General features: G+C 72.1%; 12 protein-coding genes. 8 read left to right on the top strand and 4 right to left on the bottom strand.

Annotation, left to right across the window (positions count from 1 at the left end):
- The first annotated feature begins 8 nt into the window (after positions 1-8).
- The 7 genes from fahA (at position 9) to AC3IYI_RS23715 (ending at position 8798) form a co-directional block, all read left to right on the top strand.
- Entirely contained in the window at positions 9-1238 is a 1230-nt protein-coding gene (gene fahA, locus AC3IYI_RS23745) for a fumarylacetoacetase (protein WP_489405666.1), read from the top strand.
- Between the two features lie 150 nt (positions 1239-1388).
- Positions 1389-2165: a GntR family transcriptional regulator gene (locus AC3IYI_RS23740; protein ID WP_489405665.1), complete on the top strand. Its 777-nt coding sequence runs from the start codon at positions 1389-1391 to the stop codon at positions 2163-2165.
- A 43-nt stretch (positions 2166-2208) separates the two neighbouring features.
- A complete protein-coding gene (locus AC3IYI_RS23735; protein WP_030710222.1) occupies positions 2209-2436 on the top strand; it encodes a 4Fe-4S dicluster domain-containing protein in 228 nt (75 codons plus the stop codon).
- Between the two features lie 14 nt (positions 2437-2450).
- A complete protein-coding gene (locus tag AC3IYI_RS23730; RefSeq protein ID WP_489405664.1) occupies positions 2451-3854 on the top strand; it encodes an ABC transporter substrate-binding protein in 1404 nt (467 codons plus the stop codon).
- The gene (locus AC3IYI_RS23725) at positions 3851-4732 is read left to right on the top strand and encodes an ABC transporter permease (RefSeq protein ID WP_489405663.1); all 882 of its coding nucleotides are present in this window, start codon (positions 3851-3853) and stop codon (positions 4730-4732) included. Before AC3IYI_RS23730 ends, AC3IYI_RS23725 begins: the two co-directional genes overlap by 4 nt.
- A gap of 633 nt (positions 4733-5365) precedes the next feature.
- The gene (locus AC3IYI_RS23720) at positions 5366-6112 is read left to right on the top strand and encodes an ABC transporter ATP-binding protein (RefSeq protein ID WP_489405662.1); all 747 of its coding nucleotides are present in this window, start codon (positions 5366-5368) and stop codon (positions 6110-6112) included.
- A 10-nt stretch (positions 6113-6122) separates the two neighbouring features.
- Positions 6123-8798, top strand: coding sequence for a fumarate reductase/succinate dehydrogenase flavoprotein subunit (locus tag AC3IYI_RS23715; protein ID WP_489405661.1), 2676 nt, complete (start codon positions 6123-6125; stop codon positions 8796-8798).
- Positions 8799-8808: 10 nt separating this feature from the next.
- On the opposite strand, the gene AC3IYI_RS23710 is transcribed toward AC3IYI_RS23715, so the two are convergent.
- Complete coding sequence (locus AC3IYI_RS23710; protein WP_489405660.1) at positions 8809-9396, bottom strand: hypothetical protein; 588 nt, start codon at positions 9394-9396, stop codon at positions 8809-8811.
- A 278-nt stretch (positions 9397-9674) separates the two neighbouring features.
- On the opposite strand from AC3IYI_RS23710, the gene AC3IYI_RS23705 reads away from it, so the two are divergent.
- Positions 9675-10265 (top strand): hypothetical protein, encoded by a 591-nt coding sequence (locus AC3IYI_RS23705; RefSeq protein ID WP_489405659.1) that lies wholly within the window; start codon positions 9675-9677, stop codon positions 10263-10265.
- Positions 10266-10340: 75 nt separating this feature from the next.
- Here AC3IYI_RS23705 and nuoN read toward each other — a convergent pair whose 3' ends face one another.
- Genes nuoN through nuoL form a run of 3 tightly spaced genes read right to left on the bottom strand, consistent with a single transcriptional unit; the run spans position 10341 to position 15530 of the window.
- Positions 10341-11960, bottom strand: a complete 1620-nt coding sequence (nuoN, locus tag AC3IYI_RS23700) for an NADH-quinone oxidoreductase subunit NuoN (protein ID WP_489411636.1) — start codon at positions 11958-11960, stop codon at positions 10341-10343.
- A gap of 35 nt (positions 11961-11995) precedes the next feature.
- The gene (locus AC3IYI_RS23695; protein WP_489405658.1) at positions 11996-13588 is read right to left on the bottom strand and encodes an NADH-quinone oxidoreductase subunit M; all 1593 of its coding nucleotides are present in this window, start codon (positions 13586-13588) and stop codon (positions 11996-11998) included.
- A gap of 1 nt (position 13589) precedes the next feature.
- A complete protein-coding gene (gene nuoL, locus AC3IYI_RS23690) occupies positions 13590-15530 on the bottom strand; it encodes an NADH-quinone oxidoreductase subunit L (protein ID WP_489405657.1) in 1941 nt (646 codons plus the stop codon).
- Between the last annotated feature and the right edge of the window lie 8 nt (positions 15531-15538).

Below are 15538 nucleotides of genomic sequence, written 5' to 3'. Positions count from 1 at the left end.
AGCACCCCATGCCCCAGCAGAGCCCCCTCGATGTGCCCGAGGGCGACCCGTTCGGGCCGCACAACCTCCCCTACGGCGTGTTCTCCACCGCCGGCGGCGGGGAGGAGCGGCGCCGCATCGGTGTCCGCATCGGCGGGTACGTGCTCGACGCCGGGGCGGCCGCGGCCGCGCTCGGGTCCCCGTACGCCGGACTGCTCGGGCAGCCCTCGCTCAATCCGCTGCTCGCCGCGGGCCGTACCACCTGGAAGGACGTGCGCCGCGCGCTGACCGCCTGGGTCACCGACCCCGGCCACCGGCCTTCCGTGGAGCCGCACCTGCTGCCGCTGGAGGAGGTCGTCCTACACCTCCCGTACGAGGTCGCCGACTACGTCGACTTCTACGCGAGCGAGCACCACGCGACGAACGTCGGCAAGATCTTCCGGCCGGACGGGGACGCACTGACCCCCAACTGGAAGCACCTGCCCATCGGTTACCACGGCCGCGCCGGGACGATCGTCGTGTCCGGGACAGACGTCGTACGGCCCTCCGGCCAGCGCAAGACCCCCGCCGACCCGGCGCCCGTCTTCGGGCCCTCCGTGAAGCTCGACATCGAGGCCGAGGTCGGCTTCGTCGTCGGCACCCCCTCGGAGCAGGGCCGCCCCGTGGCCCTCGGCGACTTCGAGGAGCACGTCTTCGGGCTGTTCCTGCTCAACGACTGGTCCGCGCGCGACATCCAGGCCTGGGAGTACGTGCCGCTCGGCCCCTTCCTCGGCAAGTCCTTCGCCACCTCCGTCTCCGCCTGGGTCACCCCGCTGGAAGCCCTGGACGCGGCCCGGGTCGCCCCGCCGGCCCGGGACTTCCCGCTCCTGCCCTACCTGGAGGACTCCGGCGCCGACCGCCCCGGCGGCTTCGACCTGCGCATCACCGTCTCCATCAACGGGCAGGAGGTGGCCCAGCCGCCGTTCGCCTCGATGTACTGGACCGCCGCCCAGCAGCTCGCGCACATGACCGTCAACGGCGCCTCGCTGCGCACCGGCGACGTGTACGGCTCGGGCACGGTCAGCGGCCCGGAGGCCGGTCAGCGCGGCTCGCTGCTGGAGCTCACCTGGAACGGCCGCGACGCCTTCGAGCTCACCGACGGCAAGCGCACCTTCCTGGAGGACGGCGACACCGTCACGCTCACCGCGTGGGCACCGGGCGCCGACGGCACCCGCGTGGGCCTCGGCGAGGTCACCGGCCGCATCGTGGGCACCCTCTAGTCCACATCTCGGGACGGCGGCTGACGGCGGGGTGGCGGATCTTTCCGCCGCCCCGCCGTTTGCGCAGGTCGTAGCCGTACGCCGACACCCGCGAGTGGCGCAACACTGCGGCAACACCACCGGCCCGGCCCCCTCGGTATGTTCCGTGCCATGCCAGCCGAACGCACCCGCGAACACACCGTCCCGGTCGCCGCCGCGCGCCGCCGGCGGCTGCGCGCGGACCAGGCGCGACAGCTCGCCGACCTGCTGCGCCACCAGATCCTGGCGGGCGGCTACCCCACCGGCGTCCTCCCCCTGGAGGACACCCTCGCCGCCGACTACGGCGCCGGCCGCAACACCGTGCGCCAGGCCCTGGACCTGCTGCGCGGCGAACAGCTCGTCGAGCGCCGCCCCGGCGTCGGCACCGTCATCGTCTGCGCGAAGTACCCGCACGGCCTCGACCGCCTCCAGGGCCTCGCCGAAACCCTCCACGAACACGGCCGGGTCACCAACGAGGTCCGCACCGTCGGCCCCGTCCGCGCCCCGGCCCCCGTCGCCGGCCGGCTGCGCCTGCCCGAACACTCCGACGTGCTCTACATCGAGCGGCTGCGCCGCCTGAACGGGCTGCCGCTCTCGCTCGACCTCACGTACGTCCCCCTGGACATCGGCGCCGACCTGATCGGCTGCGACCTGGAGAACACCGATGTCTTCCGGCTGCTGGAGTCCCTGACCGGGCAGCCGCTCGGCCACGCCGAGATCACCCTCGAAGCCGTCAACGCCGACGCGCACTCCGCCGCCGTCCTGCAGGCCCCGCGGGGAGCCGCCGTCCTGATGCTGGAGCGCCTCACCCACCTCGGCGACGGCCGTCCCGTGGACCTGGAGTTCATCCGCTTCCGCGGCGACCGGATCACCATGAGCGGCCTGCTGCACCGCACCGCCACCGCGTAACTCCCCTCCGCTCCCCTCCCCCCCCCTTTTTCTGGAGACAGCCATGCCTCTGGTCCCCCAGCGCGGCGACGTGCCCGTGACCATCGACGAGTCCCTGTGCATCGACGGCTGCACCCTCTGCGTCGACATGTGTCCGCTCGACTCGCTCGCGATCCGCGAGGACAACGGCAAGGCCTACATGCACGTGGACGAGTGCTGGTACTGCGGCCCGTGCGCCGCCCGCTGTCCCACCGGCGCGGTGACCGTCAACATGCCCTACCTGCTCCGGTGAAAGGCCCTCCCACGATGCGTACGCAGACGAAAGCCCTCGCTCCCGTCCTCCTGCTGAGCCTCCCGCTGGCCACCGCGTGCGGCGGCGGCGCCTCCGGTGCGGACGGCGGCTCCAAGACGGTCACCGTGACCGTCGGCTACCAGTCCAAGACCATCAACACCGTCACCGCCGGTACGCTCCTGCGCTCCCTCGGATACTTCGAACAGGAGCTCGCGGCGCGCGGCAAGAAGGACGGGGTCACCTACAAGGTCGACTGGCAGGACTACGCCACCGGCGCCCCGATCACCGCCCAGATGACCGCCGGGAAGATCGACATCGGCTCGATGGGCGACTTCCCCCTCCTCATCAACGCGGCGCGCGGCAAGGAGCTGAAGCAGCCCACCCATCTCGTCTCCGTCACCGGCTACAACCTGCGCGGCGGCCTCAACACCGTGGTCACCGCCCCCGGTTCGAAGCTGGAGTCGCTCGCCGACCTGCGGGGCAAGAAGGTGTCCACCTCGGTCGGTTCGGCCGCCGACGGGACCCTCGTACGGGCCCTGCAGCGCGCCGGAATCGACCCCGAGAAGGGCATCGAGAAGCTCAACCAGCAGCCCAGCGTGGGCGCTTCGGCCCTCCAGGCGGGCAGCGCCGACGCCCTGTCACAGTTCGTCGCCTGGCCGGGCCAACTGGCCTTCGAGGGACGGGCCAAGGCCCTGTACGACGGGGCCGAACTGAACCTGCCGACCTTCCACGGGGTCACGGTCCGCGAGAAGTTCGCGGCCGAACGCCCCGCCGTCCTGGAGGACTTCCTGCGCGCCCAGCGCAAGGCGACCGAGTACCTGCGCACCCAGCCGGTCACGGCGGCCGAGTCGGTGGCCAAGGAGACCGGACTGCCCGCAGAGGTCGTGTACCTCTACAACGGGGCCAACGGCATCGCGACCTTCGACCCCGCCCTGCGCCCCGAGCTGCTGGCGGCGCTGAAGGAGGACGTGCCCGTCCTCAAGGCGGCGAAGCTCGTGGACTCCGTCGACGTGGACGCCTTCGTCGACCCGGAGCCGCTGCGGCGCGCCACGGCGGGCACCCAGGACTACCCGGCGGCCGCGCCGGCCCGCCCGGAGCTGTGGCTGAAGGACGGCAACCGCACCCAGACCTTCGAGACCCCGGCGGCCCTGCTGAAGGCGCTCGCGGCGGCGGGCCCGGGCGGAGTCCGGGCGGCCTACGTCCCGGACGCGGTGACGGGCACGCTCTGGTTCGCCGACAAGGCGGTCTGGGTGGCGGAGGGCTCCGAACTGCGGGCGTTCGTCACCCCGTCGGGTGCGAAGGCGTACGCGGAGCAGCGCGGGGGGTCCGGGGCGCGGATCGTTTCCTTCGCCGAAGCCTCCGCCTTCGCCTCCGCGGGGGCCTCCGCCTCCGCCGGGGCCGGGGCCCTCGCGTCATGACGGCCCGTCGCCGGCTGCTGCGGCTGGCTTCGCTCGCCGCGGCCCTGGCCGCCTGGCAGCTCCTGACCTCCCTCGACGTCAACCTGTGGCTCCGCTTCGAGCAGTTCCCGACCGTGGGCGAGGTGGCCTCGACGTTCGCGGACCGGGCGACGACCGGCCCCTACTGGCAGGACCTCGGCTTCAGCCTGCGGCGCATCGTGACGGGCTTCGCGCTGGCGGCCCTCCTGGGGGTGGCGGCGGGCACGGCGATCGCCCGGTCCCGGATCGCGGCGGACCTGCTGGGGCCGGTCCTCGAAGTCCTGCGCCCGATCCCGGCGATCGCGCTGGTCCCGGTGGCCATCCTGCTCTTCCCGACCAACGAGCAGGGGATCGTCTTCATCACCTGCGCGGCGGCCTTCTTCCCTGTCCTCGTCTCCACCCGGCACGCGGTGTCCGCGCTGTCCCCGGTCTGGGAGGAGGCCGTCCTGACGATGGGCGGCAGCCGCGCCCGGATCCTCTTCTCGGTGGTCCTCCCGGGAGCCCTCCCGGGCATCTTCGGCGGGCTCTCGGTCGGGATCGGGGTGTCCTGGATCTGCGTGATCTCCGCCGAGATGATCTCGGGTGAGTACGGGGTCGGCTACCGCACCTGGCAGGACTACACCGTCGTGGACTACCCCGGGGTCTTCGTCGGCATGGCCACGATCGGCGCCCTGGGCTGGCTCACCTCGACGGCGGTCGAACGCACGGGCCGCCACCTGACCGGCTGGCTCCCGTCCCGCGCCGTGTCGGCCCCGGCGCGTCGGCGCCCCCGCGCGGGTCCCCTGCCGGGGACCGGCCGCCTGGCCCCTGCGCCTCACACGCCGGCGAGGCTGGATGTTCCCGGCGCGCCGGGCACGTGATGGTGCGGCGCCGTTGCCGGGGACCAGTCCCCGGGCCCCTGCGCCTCAAACGCCGGCGGGGCTGGGTTGTGGCCGGCGTGGCTGTGGCTGCGTGGGTGGGCCGGTGCCGGGAGCGGGGTGGGGTGTCGGCCTGGACTGCATGATTTAGGCGCCCTCTGCTCTGCTCCGACAGGGCGCGGCGTGCACCTGCGCCACAAATCACGCTTTACGTCCAGGCCAACACCCCACCCCGCCCCCGTCCCCGGCCCGGGCCCCCTCTCCTGCCCCGCCGACGGGTGGGCTTCTCAGCTCCGCCGACGGGTGGGCCTTCAGCTCCGTCGACGGGTGGGCCTTCAGCTCCGCCGGGGTTTGGTCTTTCAGCCGTCCGGCGTTTGAGGACCGGGGTCTGGGGCGGAGCCCCAGGGGTCCGGGCGCAGCCCGGGGCCTTGTTTTCAGCCCGTCCGGCGCTTGAGGACCGGGTCCGGGCGCAGCCCGGTGGTATCCCCAGCCCCGCCGGCGTTTGAGGCGCGGGTCCGGGCAGCGCCCGGGGAACGGGCGAAGGGCGGGTCGGGGACTTCGCCCCGCAGGGCCCAGCAGCCGCACCGCACCCACCACCCCCCACCCGGGGACCAATGGAAGGAAAGGAAGGACTCCGTGTCCACAGACATCCTCACCCCCGCCCCACCCCCCACCGGCGCCACCCTCCACCTCAAGGCCGCCCGCCTGGGCCACCCCGCCACCGCCGCCCCGGTCCTCGACAGCGTCGACCTGACCGTCGGCGGAGGCGAGGTTCTCGCCGTCGTCGGCCCCTCCGGCTGCGGCAAGTCCACCCTGCTCCGCACCCTCGCCGGGCTCCTGCCCCCACTCGCCGGCACCGTCACCCAGGACGGCACCCCGGTCACGGGCCCGCACGCCGACCGGGCCCTGGTCTTCCAGGACGACGCCCTCCTCCCCTGGCGCACCGTCCGCGCCAACGTCGAACTCCCCCTGGCCATCCGCGGAGCCACCCGCGCCGAGCGACGGCGCACCGCCACCGACTGGCTGACCCGGGTAGGCCTCGCCGACCACGCCCACAAGCACCCGCACCAGCTCAGCGGCGGCCAGCGCCAGCGCGTCCAGCTGGCCCGCGCCCTCGCGGCCGCGCCCCGCGCCGTCCTCATGGACGAACCCTTCGGCGCGCTCGACGCCCAGACCCGCGCCGAGATGCAGGACCTCCTCGTCACCGTCCTCGCCGGCAGCGGCGCCACCGTCGTCTTCGTCACCCACGACGTGGACGAGGCCCTCCACCTCGGCGACCGCGTCGCGCTCCTCGCCACCGGCGAGCTGATCGACGTACCGCACCCCCGCTCGCGAACGGCGGACCGTTCCGCACTGCGCCGCCGGATCCTCGACTCCCTCTGAAAGGCCTCCCATGGACCTCCCCGCGATCGCCGACGCCGAGGAACTGACCTGCGACGTCCTCGTCATCGGCGGCGGCACCGCCGGCACGATGGCGGCGCTGACCGCCGCCGAGGCCGGTGCGCGGGTGCTGCTCCTGGAGAAGGCGCACGTACGGCATTCCGGCGCCCTCGCCATGGGCATGGACGGGGTCAACAACGCCGTCATCCCGGGCCGCGCCGAGCCCGACGACTACGTCGCCGAGATCACCCGCGCCAACGACGGCATCGTCGACCAGTCCACGGTCCGCCAGACGGCGACCCGCGGGTTCGGCATGGTGCGGCGCCTGGAGTCGTACGGCGTGAAGTTCGAGAAGGACGAGCACGGCGAGTACGCCGTCCGCCAGGTCCACCGCTCCGGCTCGTACGTGCTGCCCATGCCGGAGGGCAAGGACGTCAAGAAGGTGCTGTACCGGCAGTTGCGCCGCCGTGAGATGCGCGAGCTGATCCGGATCGAGAACCGGGTCATGCCCGTCCGCGTGCTGACCGACCCCGAGGACGGCCGGGCGATCGGCGCGGCCGCCTTCAACACGCGTACCGGTGCCTTCGTGACCGTGCGGGCCGGGGCCGTCATCCTCGCGACGGGACCGTGCGGGCGCCTCGGGCTGCCCGCCTCCGGGTATCTGTACGGGACGTACGAGAACCCCACCAACGCCGGGGACGGCTATGCGATGGCCTACCACGCGGGCGCCGCGCTCACCGGCATCGAGTGCTTCCAGATCAACCCGCTGATCAAGGACTACAACGGCCCGGCCTGTGCGTACGTCGCGAACCCCTTCGGCGGCTACCAGGTCAACCGGCACGGCGAGCGGTTCGTCGACTCCGACTACTGGTCGGGGCAGATGATGTCGGAGTTCGCCGCCGAACTCGCCTCCGACCGGGGCCCGGTGTACCTGAAGCTCAGCCACCTCCCCGAGGAGACCGTCGCCGCCGTCGAATCGATTCTGCACACCACCGAACGGCCGACGCGCGGCACCTTCCACGCCAACCGCGGCCACGACTACCGCACGCACGACATCGAGATGCACATCTCGGAGATCGGCCTGTGCGGCGGCCACTCGGCCTCCGGCGTACGCGTCGACGACCACGCCCGCACCACCGTGCCCCGGCTGTACGCGGCCGGGGACCTGGCCTCCGTACCGCACAACTACATGATCGGCGCCTTCGTCTTCGGCGACCTGGCGGGGGCCGATGCCGCCCAGTACCGGCCTTACGAAGGGGAGTTGCCCACCGAGCAGCTCGCCGCCGCCCACGAGCTGATCTACCGGCCGCTGCGCCACCCGGACGGGCCACCGCAGCCGCAGGTGGAGTACAAGCTGCGCCGGTTCGTGAACGACTACGTGGCCCCGCCCAAGACGGGCGCGAAGCTGTCGCTCGCCGTGGAGGCCTTCACCCGGATGGAGAGGGAGATCGGCGAGATGGGTGCCACGACCCCGCACGAGCTGATGCGCTGCGCGGAGGTCTCCTTCATCCGGGACTGCGCGGAGATGGCGGCGCGGGCCTCGCTCGCCCGTACGGAGTCCCGCTGGGGGCTGTACCACGAGCGCCTCGACCACCCCGAGCGCGATGACGCGAGCTGGCTGCACCACCTGGACCTGCGCAAGTCACCTTCGGGGGCGATGGAGTTCACGGCGCGCCCGGTCGACCCCTACTTGGTGCCGGTCGCGGAGTTCACCCCGACGGGCGGGCCCTCCCGGCACCTGGGCGAGGTCGAACTGGTCGGCGTGGCCCCGGCGGGCGGCGACGGCCCGGCGGCGGCCCCCGCGCCGGCCGGCCGGGACACCGGATCCGGGCCGGGCTCACCCCGGATCCTGGAGCTCCTCTCCCTGGCGGAGGAGGCCCCGGGCCTGCACGCCCTCCTCCCCTACCTCGACGACCCCGACCCGGCGGTCCGCGCCACGGCGGTGGCGGTGCTCGGCGAAACCGTCCCGGCGGGCGCCGGTCCCGCCCTCGGGGCACGGCTGGCCGACCCCGACCCGGCGGTCCGCGCGGCCGCGGCGGCCGCACTGCGCGAACTGCTGGAGGTGCTCGAGCCCGAGCCCGCCCTGGGCGCGGCCCTGCGGGCGGGCCTCGCGGTGGCGGATCCGGCGGTCCGCTCGGCGGCACTCGAAGCCCTACGCGTCCTGCGGCTCGGGGAGCCCGGCCTGTACGAGCGGTCCCTGCGGGACGCGGACGTGGACGTACGGATCCAGGCGGTGCGGGCACTGGTCTCGGTGGACGCGGTGGCTCTGGTGGCTTCGGCCGTCGGCGACCCCTCGCGGGAGGTCCGCGTGACGGTCGCCAAGGCCCTGGGCACCCTGCGGGCGGGCGCCGCGCTGGCCCCGCTCCTCGCGGACCCCGACGTGCTGGTCAGGGCCGCGGCCCTGACCGCCGTCGCCGCCACGGGCGGCCACGCGGCCGCGGCGGTGCCGGCCCTCACCGACCCGGCGTGGCAGGTCCGCGCGGGAGCCGCCGCCGGGCTGTCCTCCGCCCCGGCGGGGCTGGCGGTGCCGGAGCTGGCCCGCGCGCTGTCCGACCCGAACGCGGACGTCCGCAAGGCGGCGGTGCTGTCCCTGCGCGCGCACCGGCCCGCCGCGGCGGCCGTCGCCGCCCTCGCCACGGCCGTCCACGACCCCGACGCAGACGTGCGCGCATACGCCGCCCGCCCGTAGGACGGAGGGGTCAGCCGATGCTGAAGGTGATCTCGGGAAGCGGTATGTCGGAAAGGTTCAGCTGGATCCCGGTCAGCGTCAGGGAGGTCTGCGCGTCGGACACGGTGGAGGTGGTGGACGGCGCCTGGCTCTTCCCGCGCGTGCTCACCAGCAGGTACCAGCCCCCGCGCTTGTAGCTGCGGGGGGCGTCGGGGCGGTCTCCGTTCGGGTTCCGGTTCAACGTCCAGCCCTGGCGCTCCAGGTCGGCGCAGATCGCCTTCATCTCCGACTCCGCGGCGGCCTTCTCGCGGACGACCGCCCAGCCCGTCCTGTTCGCGTCGACGCCGGCCGCGACGGCCGGGCGGCCCTGCTCCGGGTCGAGACCCGCCGCGCTGACCGCGGTCCCGATCGCCTCGTCCACGGCGTCCCGTGTGAGGGGTGGTGACGTGGACTCCGGTGCGGGCTCCGCCGTGGACGGGTACGGCGTGGGCACGGGCGCGCCCAGGTGGACGTGCCCGTCGTCGTCTATCTGGAGGTGGTCCGGCAGGACCACGGCGGCCAGACTCACGATCAAGGCCGTGGCCAGCCCGATCCACACCCTCTTCAACAGCTCGTTCAACGCGGAACTCCCCCCGAGTGATCATTCAGAGGGAGTCTCACACACACGGTTCGAAGTCCAGCGGCCTTTACCGCCCCGCCGCTGTCCCAGGCGCACGGGTCCGGGGGCTGCGCCCCGACGCGGGTGCCGCAGGTGGGGGACGCGCGGCCGGCCGCCGGACCACCCGTCCGGCCTGAACCGTCCGCTCCGAACCCCCCGTTCGGAGGCGCGCCGCGTGCAGGCCCGCCGCCACGCCGGGATGGTGGGTGGACCAAAGCCCCCGAACGGCAGGAGCACCGATGTCACTCCGCCCCCGCAAGGCCGTCCTGACCTGCGTGGCCGCCATATCCCTCGGCCTGGCCGCGGTCGCTCCCGCCCACGGTGTGGACGGGCCGGCCCCCGATCCGACGAACGCGCGGGCGATGCGGGACATGGCCACGGCCATCCGGGTGACGGCCAAGTACGTGGACGAGCGGCAGGCCCTCAAGGACGGATACGTACCGCACGGCACGGAGTGCATGACCAACCCGTTCGGGGTCGGCACCATGGGCTACCACTACGTCAAGCAGGCCAACTGGGGTTCGACGGACCCGAGCAAGCCGGCCGCCCTGCTCTACAGCAGCGAGAAGGACGCGAACGGCCGCCGCAAACTCCAGACGGTGGAGTGGATGTCCACCGACCGGGACCAGGACCTGAAGACCACCGACGACCGGCCGAGCATGTTCGGCCTGCCCTTCGACGGGCCGATGCCGGGCCACTGGACGGGCATGCCCAAGCACTACGACCTGCACATGTGGGCGTACGAGGACAACCCGGCGGGCCGCTTCCACAACTGGAACCCCGCCCTGACCTGCCCGAAGACCAGCCCGCCCGCACCCCATCCCCACTGACCCCGGTACCGGGTACGCCGAAGGGCCCGGCTCCCCCGAAAGAGGAAGCCGGGCCCTCGGCCGTACTCCGTACGGTCAGCGCACGAACGTGCTCGCGCTCCCCGCCAGGTCCAGGAAGTACTGCGGGGCCACGCCCAGCACCACCGTGACCGCGACGCCCACCGCGATCGTCGTCATCGTCAGCGGGGACGGGACGGCGACGGTGGGGCCGTCCGCCTTCGGCTCGCTGAAGAACATCAGGACGATCACCCGGATGTAGAAGAACGCGGCGATCGCGGACGAGATGACACCGACCACGACCAGCGCTCCCGCGCCGCCCTCCGCCGCCGCCTTGAACACGGCGAACTTGCCGGAGAAACCGGAGGTCAGCGGGATGCCCGCGAAGGCGAGCAGGAAGACCGCGAAGACCGCCGCCGTCAGCGGCGAACGACGGCCCAGCCCGGCCCACTTGGACAGGTGCGTGGCCTCGCCGCCCGCGTCGCGCACCAGCGTGACCACCGCGAAGGCGCCGATCGTCACGAAGGAGTACGCGGCCAGGTAGAAGAGGACGGACTGGATGCCCTCCGCCGAGGTGGCGATCACACCGGCCAGGATGAAGCCCGCGTGCGCGATCGAGGAGTAGGCGAGGAGCCGCTTGACGTCGGTCTGGGTGACCGCGATGACCGCACCGGCCAGCATCGTGACGATCGCGACGCCCCACATGACCGGACGCCAGTCCCACCGCAGGCCCGGGAGGACGACGTACAGCAGGCGCAGGAGGGCGCCGAACGCCGCCACCTTCGTCGCCGCCGCCATGAAGCCGGTGACCGGGGTGGGGGCGCCCTGGTAGACGTCCGGGGTCCACATGTGGAAGGGGACCGCGCCGACCTTGAAGAGCAGGCCCGTCAGGATCAGTGCGCCGCCGATCAGCAGCAGCGCGTCGTTGCCCATGGTGTCGGCGAGCGCCGGGTCGATGTTCGCCACGGTGCCGTCGACGACCTCCGCGATCGCCGCGTAGGAGACCGAGCCCGCGTACCCGTAGACGAGTGCGATGCCGAAGAGGAGGAAGGCGGAGGAGAAGGCGCCGAGCAGGAAGTACTTGACGGCCGCCTCCTGCGACATCAGCCGCTGGCGGCGGGCGAGGGCGCAGAGCAGGTACAGCGGGAGGGAGAAGACCTCCAGGGCCACGAACAGCGTCAGCAGGTCGTTGGCCGCGGGGAAGATCAGCATGCCGGCGACCGCGAACAGCGCGAGCGGGAAGACCTCGGTGGTGGTGAAGCCCGCCTTGACGGCTTCCTTCTCGCTCTCGCTGCCCGGTACGGACGCCGCCTGTGCGGCGAAGGAGTCCACCCGGTTGCCGTGGGCGGCCGGGTCCAGGCGCCGCTCGGCGAAGGTGAAGATCGCCACGACCGAGGCCAGGATGATGGTGCCCTGCAGGAAGAGCGCCGGGCCGTCGACGGCGATGGCGCCCATGGCCGCGATGTGCGCCTTGGAGCTGCCGTACCCGCCGGCGGCGAGTCCGACGACCGCCGCGAAGGCCGAGGCCAGCGCGGCGACGGCGAGGAACACCTGCGTGTAGTAACGGGCCTTGCGCGGTACGAAGGCCTCGACGAGGACTCCGATGATCGCCGCGCCCAGCACGATGAGCGTGGGCGACAGCTGGGCGTACTCGATCTGCGGGGCCGGGATCTTGTCGATCGGCGCCGCGGCCGCCAGGGTCGGCAGCAGGTTCTGGGCAGCAGTCACGGTGCTCACTTCGACTCCTCCCCGTTCTTGGCTTCGACAGCCACCTCGGGCTTCGGGTCCGTCTGCTTGACGTCCGACATGGTGTGCTTCACCGCCGGGTTGACGATGTCGGTCAGGACCTTCGGGTAAACGCCCAGTCCGATCAGCAGCGCGATCAGCGGGGCGACCACCAGGACCTCCCGCAGGCGCAGGTCCGGCATGGTGCGGACCTCCTCCTTGACCGGGCCGGTCATGGTGCGCTGGTAGAGGACCAGCGTGTAGAGCGCCGCCAGCACGATGCCGAAGGTGGCGATGATGCCGACGACCGGGTACCGGGCGAACGTGCCGACCAGGACCAGGAACTCGCTGACGAACGGGGCGAGGCCGGGGAGCGAGAGGGTGGCCAGGCCGCCGATCAGGAAGGTGCCGGCCAGGACCGGGGCCACCTTCTGCACGCCGCCGTAGTCGGCGATGAGCCGGGAGCCGCGCCGCGAGATCAGGAAGCCGGCGACCAGCATGAGCGCCGCCGTCGAGAGCCCGTGGTTGACCATGTACAGCGTCGCGCCCGACTGGCCCTGGGAGGTCATCGCGAAGATGCCCAGGATGATGAAGCCGAAGTGCGAGATGGAGGCGTACGCCACCAGCCGCTTGATGTCCCGCTGGCCGACCGCGACCAGCGCGCCGTAGACGATGCTGATCAGGGCCAGGACCAGGATCACCGGCGTGGCCCACTTGCTGGCCTCGGGGAAGAGCCCGAGGCAGAAGCGCAGCATCGCGAAGGTGCCGACCTTGTCGACGACGGCGGTGATCAGGACGGCGACCGGGGCGGTGGCCTCGCCCATCGCGTTCGGCAGCCAGGTGTGCAGCGGCCAGAGCGGTGCCTTCACCGCGAAGGCGAAGAAGAAGCCGAGGAACAGCCACCGCTCGGTGTTGGTCGCCATGTCGAGCGTGCCCGCGGCGCGGGCGGCGGCGATCTCCTGGAGGGAGAAGTTCCCGGCGACGACGTACAGCCCGATGACGGCGGCCAGCATGATGAGGCCGCCGACCAGGTTGTAGAGGAGGAACTTGACCGCCGCGTACGAGCGCTGCGCGGCCGCGTTCTCGTCCGACCCGGAGTGTGCCCGGTCCCCGAAGCCGCCGATGAGGAAGTACATCGGGATGAGCATGGCTTCGAAGAAGATGTAGAAGAGGAAGACGTCGGTGGCCTCAAAGGAGATGATCACCATCGCCTCGACCAGCAGGATCAGGGCGAAGAAGCCCTGGGTCGGCCGCCAGCGCGAAGAGTGCGTCTCCAGGGGGTCGGCGTCGTGCCAGCCGGCCGCGATCACGAAGGGGATGAGTAGCGCGGTGAGTGCGATGAGCACCACCCCGATGCCGTCGACGCCCAGTTCGTAGCGGACGCCGAAGTCGGCGATCCAGGAGCGCGATTCGGTGAGCTGGTAGCGGTCGCCACCGGGCTCGAAGCGGACCGCGACGAGCACGGCCAGGGCCAGGGTGGCCAGCGAGAAGAACAGGGCGAGCCATTTGGCGGCGGTCCGGCGGGCGGCCGGGACGGCCGCCGTCAGGATCGCACCGACCGCGGGGACCGCGGCCGTCACCGTCAGAAGCGGGAAACTCATCTCACACCGCCCTCATCAGCAGGGTCGCGGCGATCAGGATCGCCGTGCCCCCGAACATCGAGACCGCGTAGCTGCGGGCGTAGCCGTTCTGCAGCTTGCGCAGCCGGCCCGACAACCCGCCGACTCCGGCGGCCGTCCCGTTGACCACGCCGTCGACCAGGCTGTGGTCGACGTAGACGAGGGAGCGGGTCAGGTGCTCCCCGCCGCGGACCAGGACCACGTGGTTGAAGTCGTCCTGGTAGAGGTCCCGCCGGGCCGCCCGGGTGAGGAGCGAGCCGCGCGGGGCGACGACCGGGACGGGCTTCCTGCCGTACATCGCCCAGGCGAGGGCGACACCGAGGACGAGGACCACCATGGTGGCCAGCGTCACCGTCAGCGCGCTGACCGGCGGGTGACCGTGCTCGTACCCGGTGACGGGCTCCAGCCAGTTCAGGAACCGCTCGCCGATCGCGAAGAACCCGCCCGCGAAGACCGAGCCGAAGGCCAGGACGATCATCGGGATGGTCATGGACTTCGGGGACTCGTGCGGGTGGGGGAGCTCGCCGGGGTGCGCATCGGCGCCCGGCTCGACACCGGGGGTCGTGGCCGGGTCCGGCGCCGGCTGCCAGCGCTTCTCGCCGAAGAAGGTGAGGATCATGACGCGGGTCATGTAGAACGCGGTGATCGCCGCGCCGAGCAGGGTCACCCCGCCGAGGATCCAGCCCTGGGTGCCGCCCTTCGCGAAGGCGGCCTCGATGATCAGGTCCTTGGAGAAGAAGCCCGACAGGCCCGGGAAGCCGATGATGGCGAGGTACCCGAGACCGAAGGTCACGAAGGTCACCGGCATGTACTTCCGCAGGCCGCCGTACTTGCGCATGTCGACCTCGTCGTTCATCCCGTGCATCACGGAACCGGCGCCGAGGAAGAGGCCCGCCTTGAAGAACCCGTGCGTGACCAGGTGCATGATCGCGAACACGTACCCGATGGGGCCGAGGCCGGCCGCCAGGATCATGTAGCCGATCTGCGACATCGTCGAGCCGGCGAGGGCCTTCTTGATGTCGTCCTTGGCGCAACCGACGATCGCACCGAAGAGGAGCGTGACGGCGCCGACCACGACCACCGCGGTCTGCGCGTCCGGCGCCCCGTTGAAGATGGCTCCCGAGCGGACGATCAGGTAGACGCCGGCGGTGACCATGGTCGCCGCGTGGATGAGGGCCGAGACCGGGGTCGGGCCCTCCATCGCGTCGCCGAGCCAGGACTGCAGCGGTACCTGGGCCGACTTGCCGCACGCGGCGAGCAGCAGCATCAGGGCGATCGCCGTCAGCTTGCCCTCGCCGGCCTCGGACACCGAGCCGAGGACCGGGCCGAAGGCGAAGGTGCCGAAGGTGGTGAACATCAGCATGATGGCGATCGAAAGGCCCATGTCGCCGACCCGGTTGACCAGGAAGGCCTTCTTCGCGGCGGTGGCCGCGCTGGGCTTGTGCTGCCAGAAGCCGATGAGGAGGTACGAGGCGAGGCCCACGCCCTCCCAGCCGACGTACAGCAGGAGGTAGTTGTCGGCGATGACCAGGAGCAGCATCGCGGCGACGAAGAGGTTGAGGTAGCCGAAGAAGCGGCGGCGGCGCTCGTCGTGCTCCATGTACCCGATGGAGTACACGTGGATGAGCGTGCCCACCCCGGAGATCAGCAGGACGAAGGTCATCGACAGCTGGTCGAGCTGGAAGCCGACGTCGGCCTGGAAGCCCTCCACCGGGATCCAGCTGAACAGCCGCTGGTGGAAGGTCCGGTCATCGACCGGCTGGGCGAGCATCCTGGCGAACAGGGTGAGGCCGATGCCGAAGGAGACGGCGGCGAGCAGGGTGCCGATCCAGTGGCCGGTCTTGTCGAGGCGGCGGCCGCCGCAGAGCAGCACCACCGCTCCGAGCAGGGGCGCTGCTACCAGCAGCGCGATCATGTTCTCCACAGCGACCC

Source organism: Streptomyces sp. GL_148 (assembly GCF_057834205.1).
The sequence above is the reverse complement of the archived record's forward strand: the minus strand, read 5'-3'. Positions and strand labels throughout refer to the sequence as shown.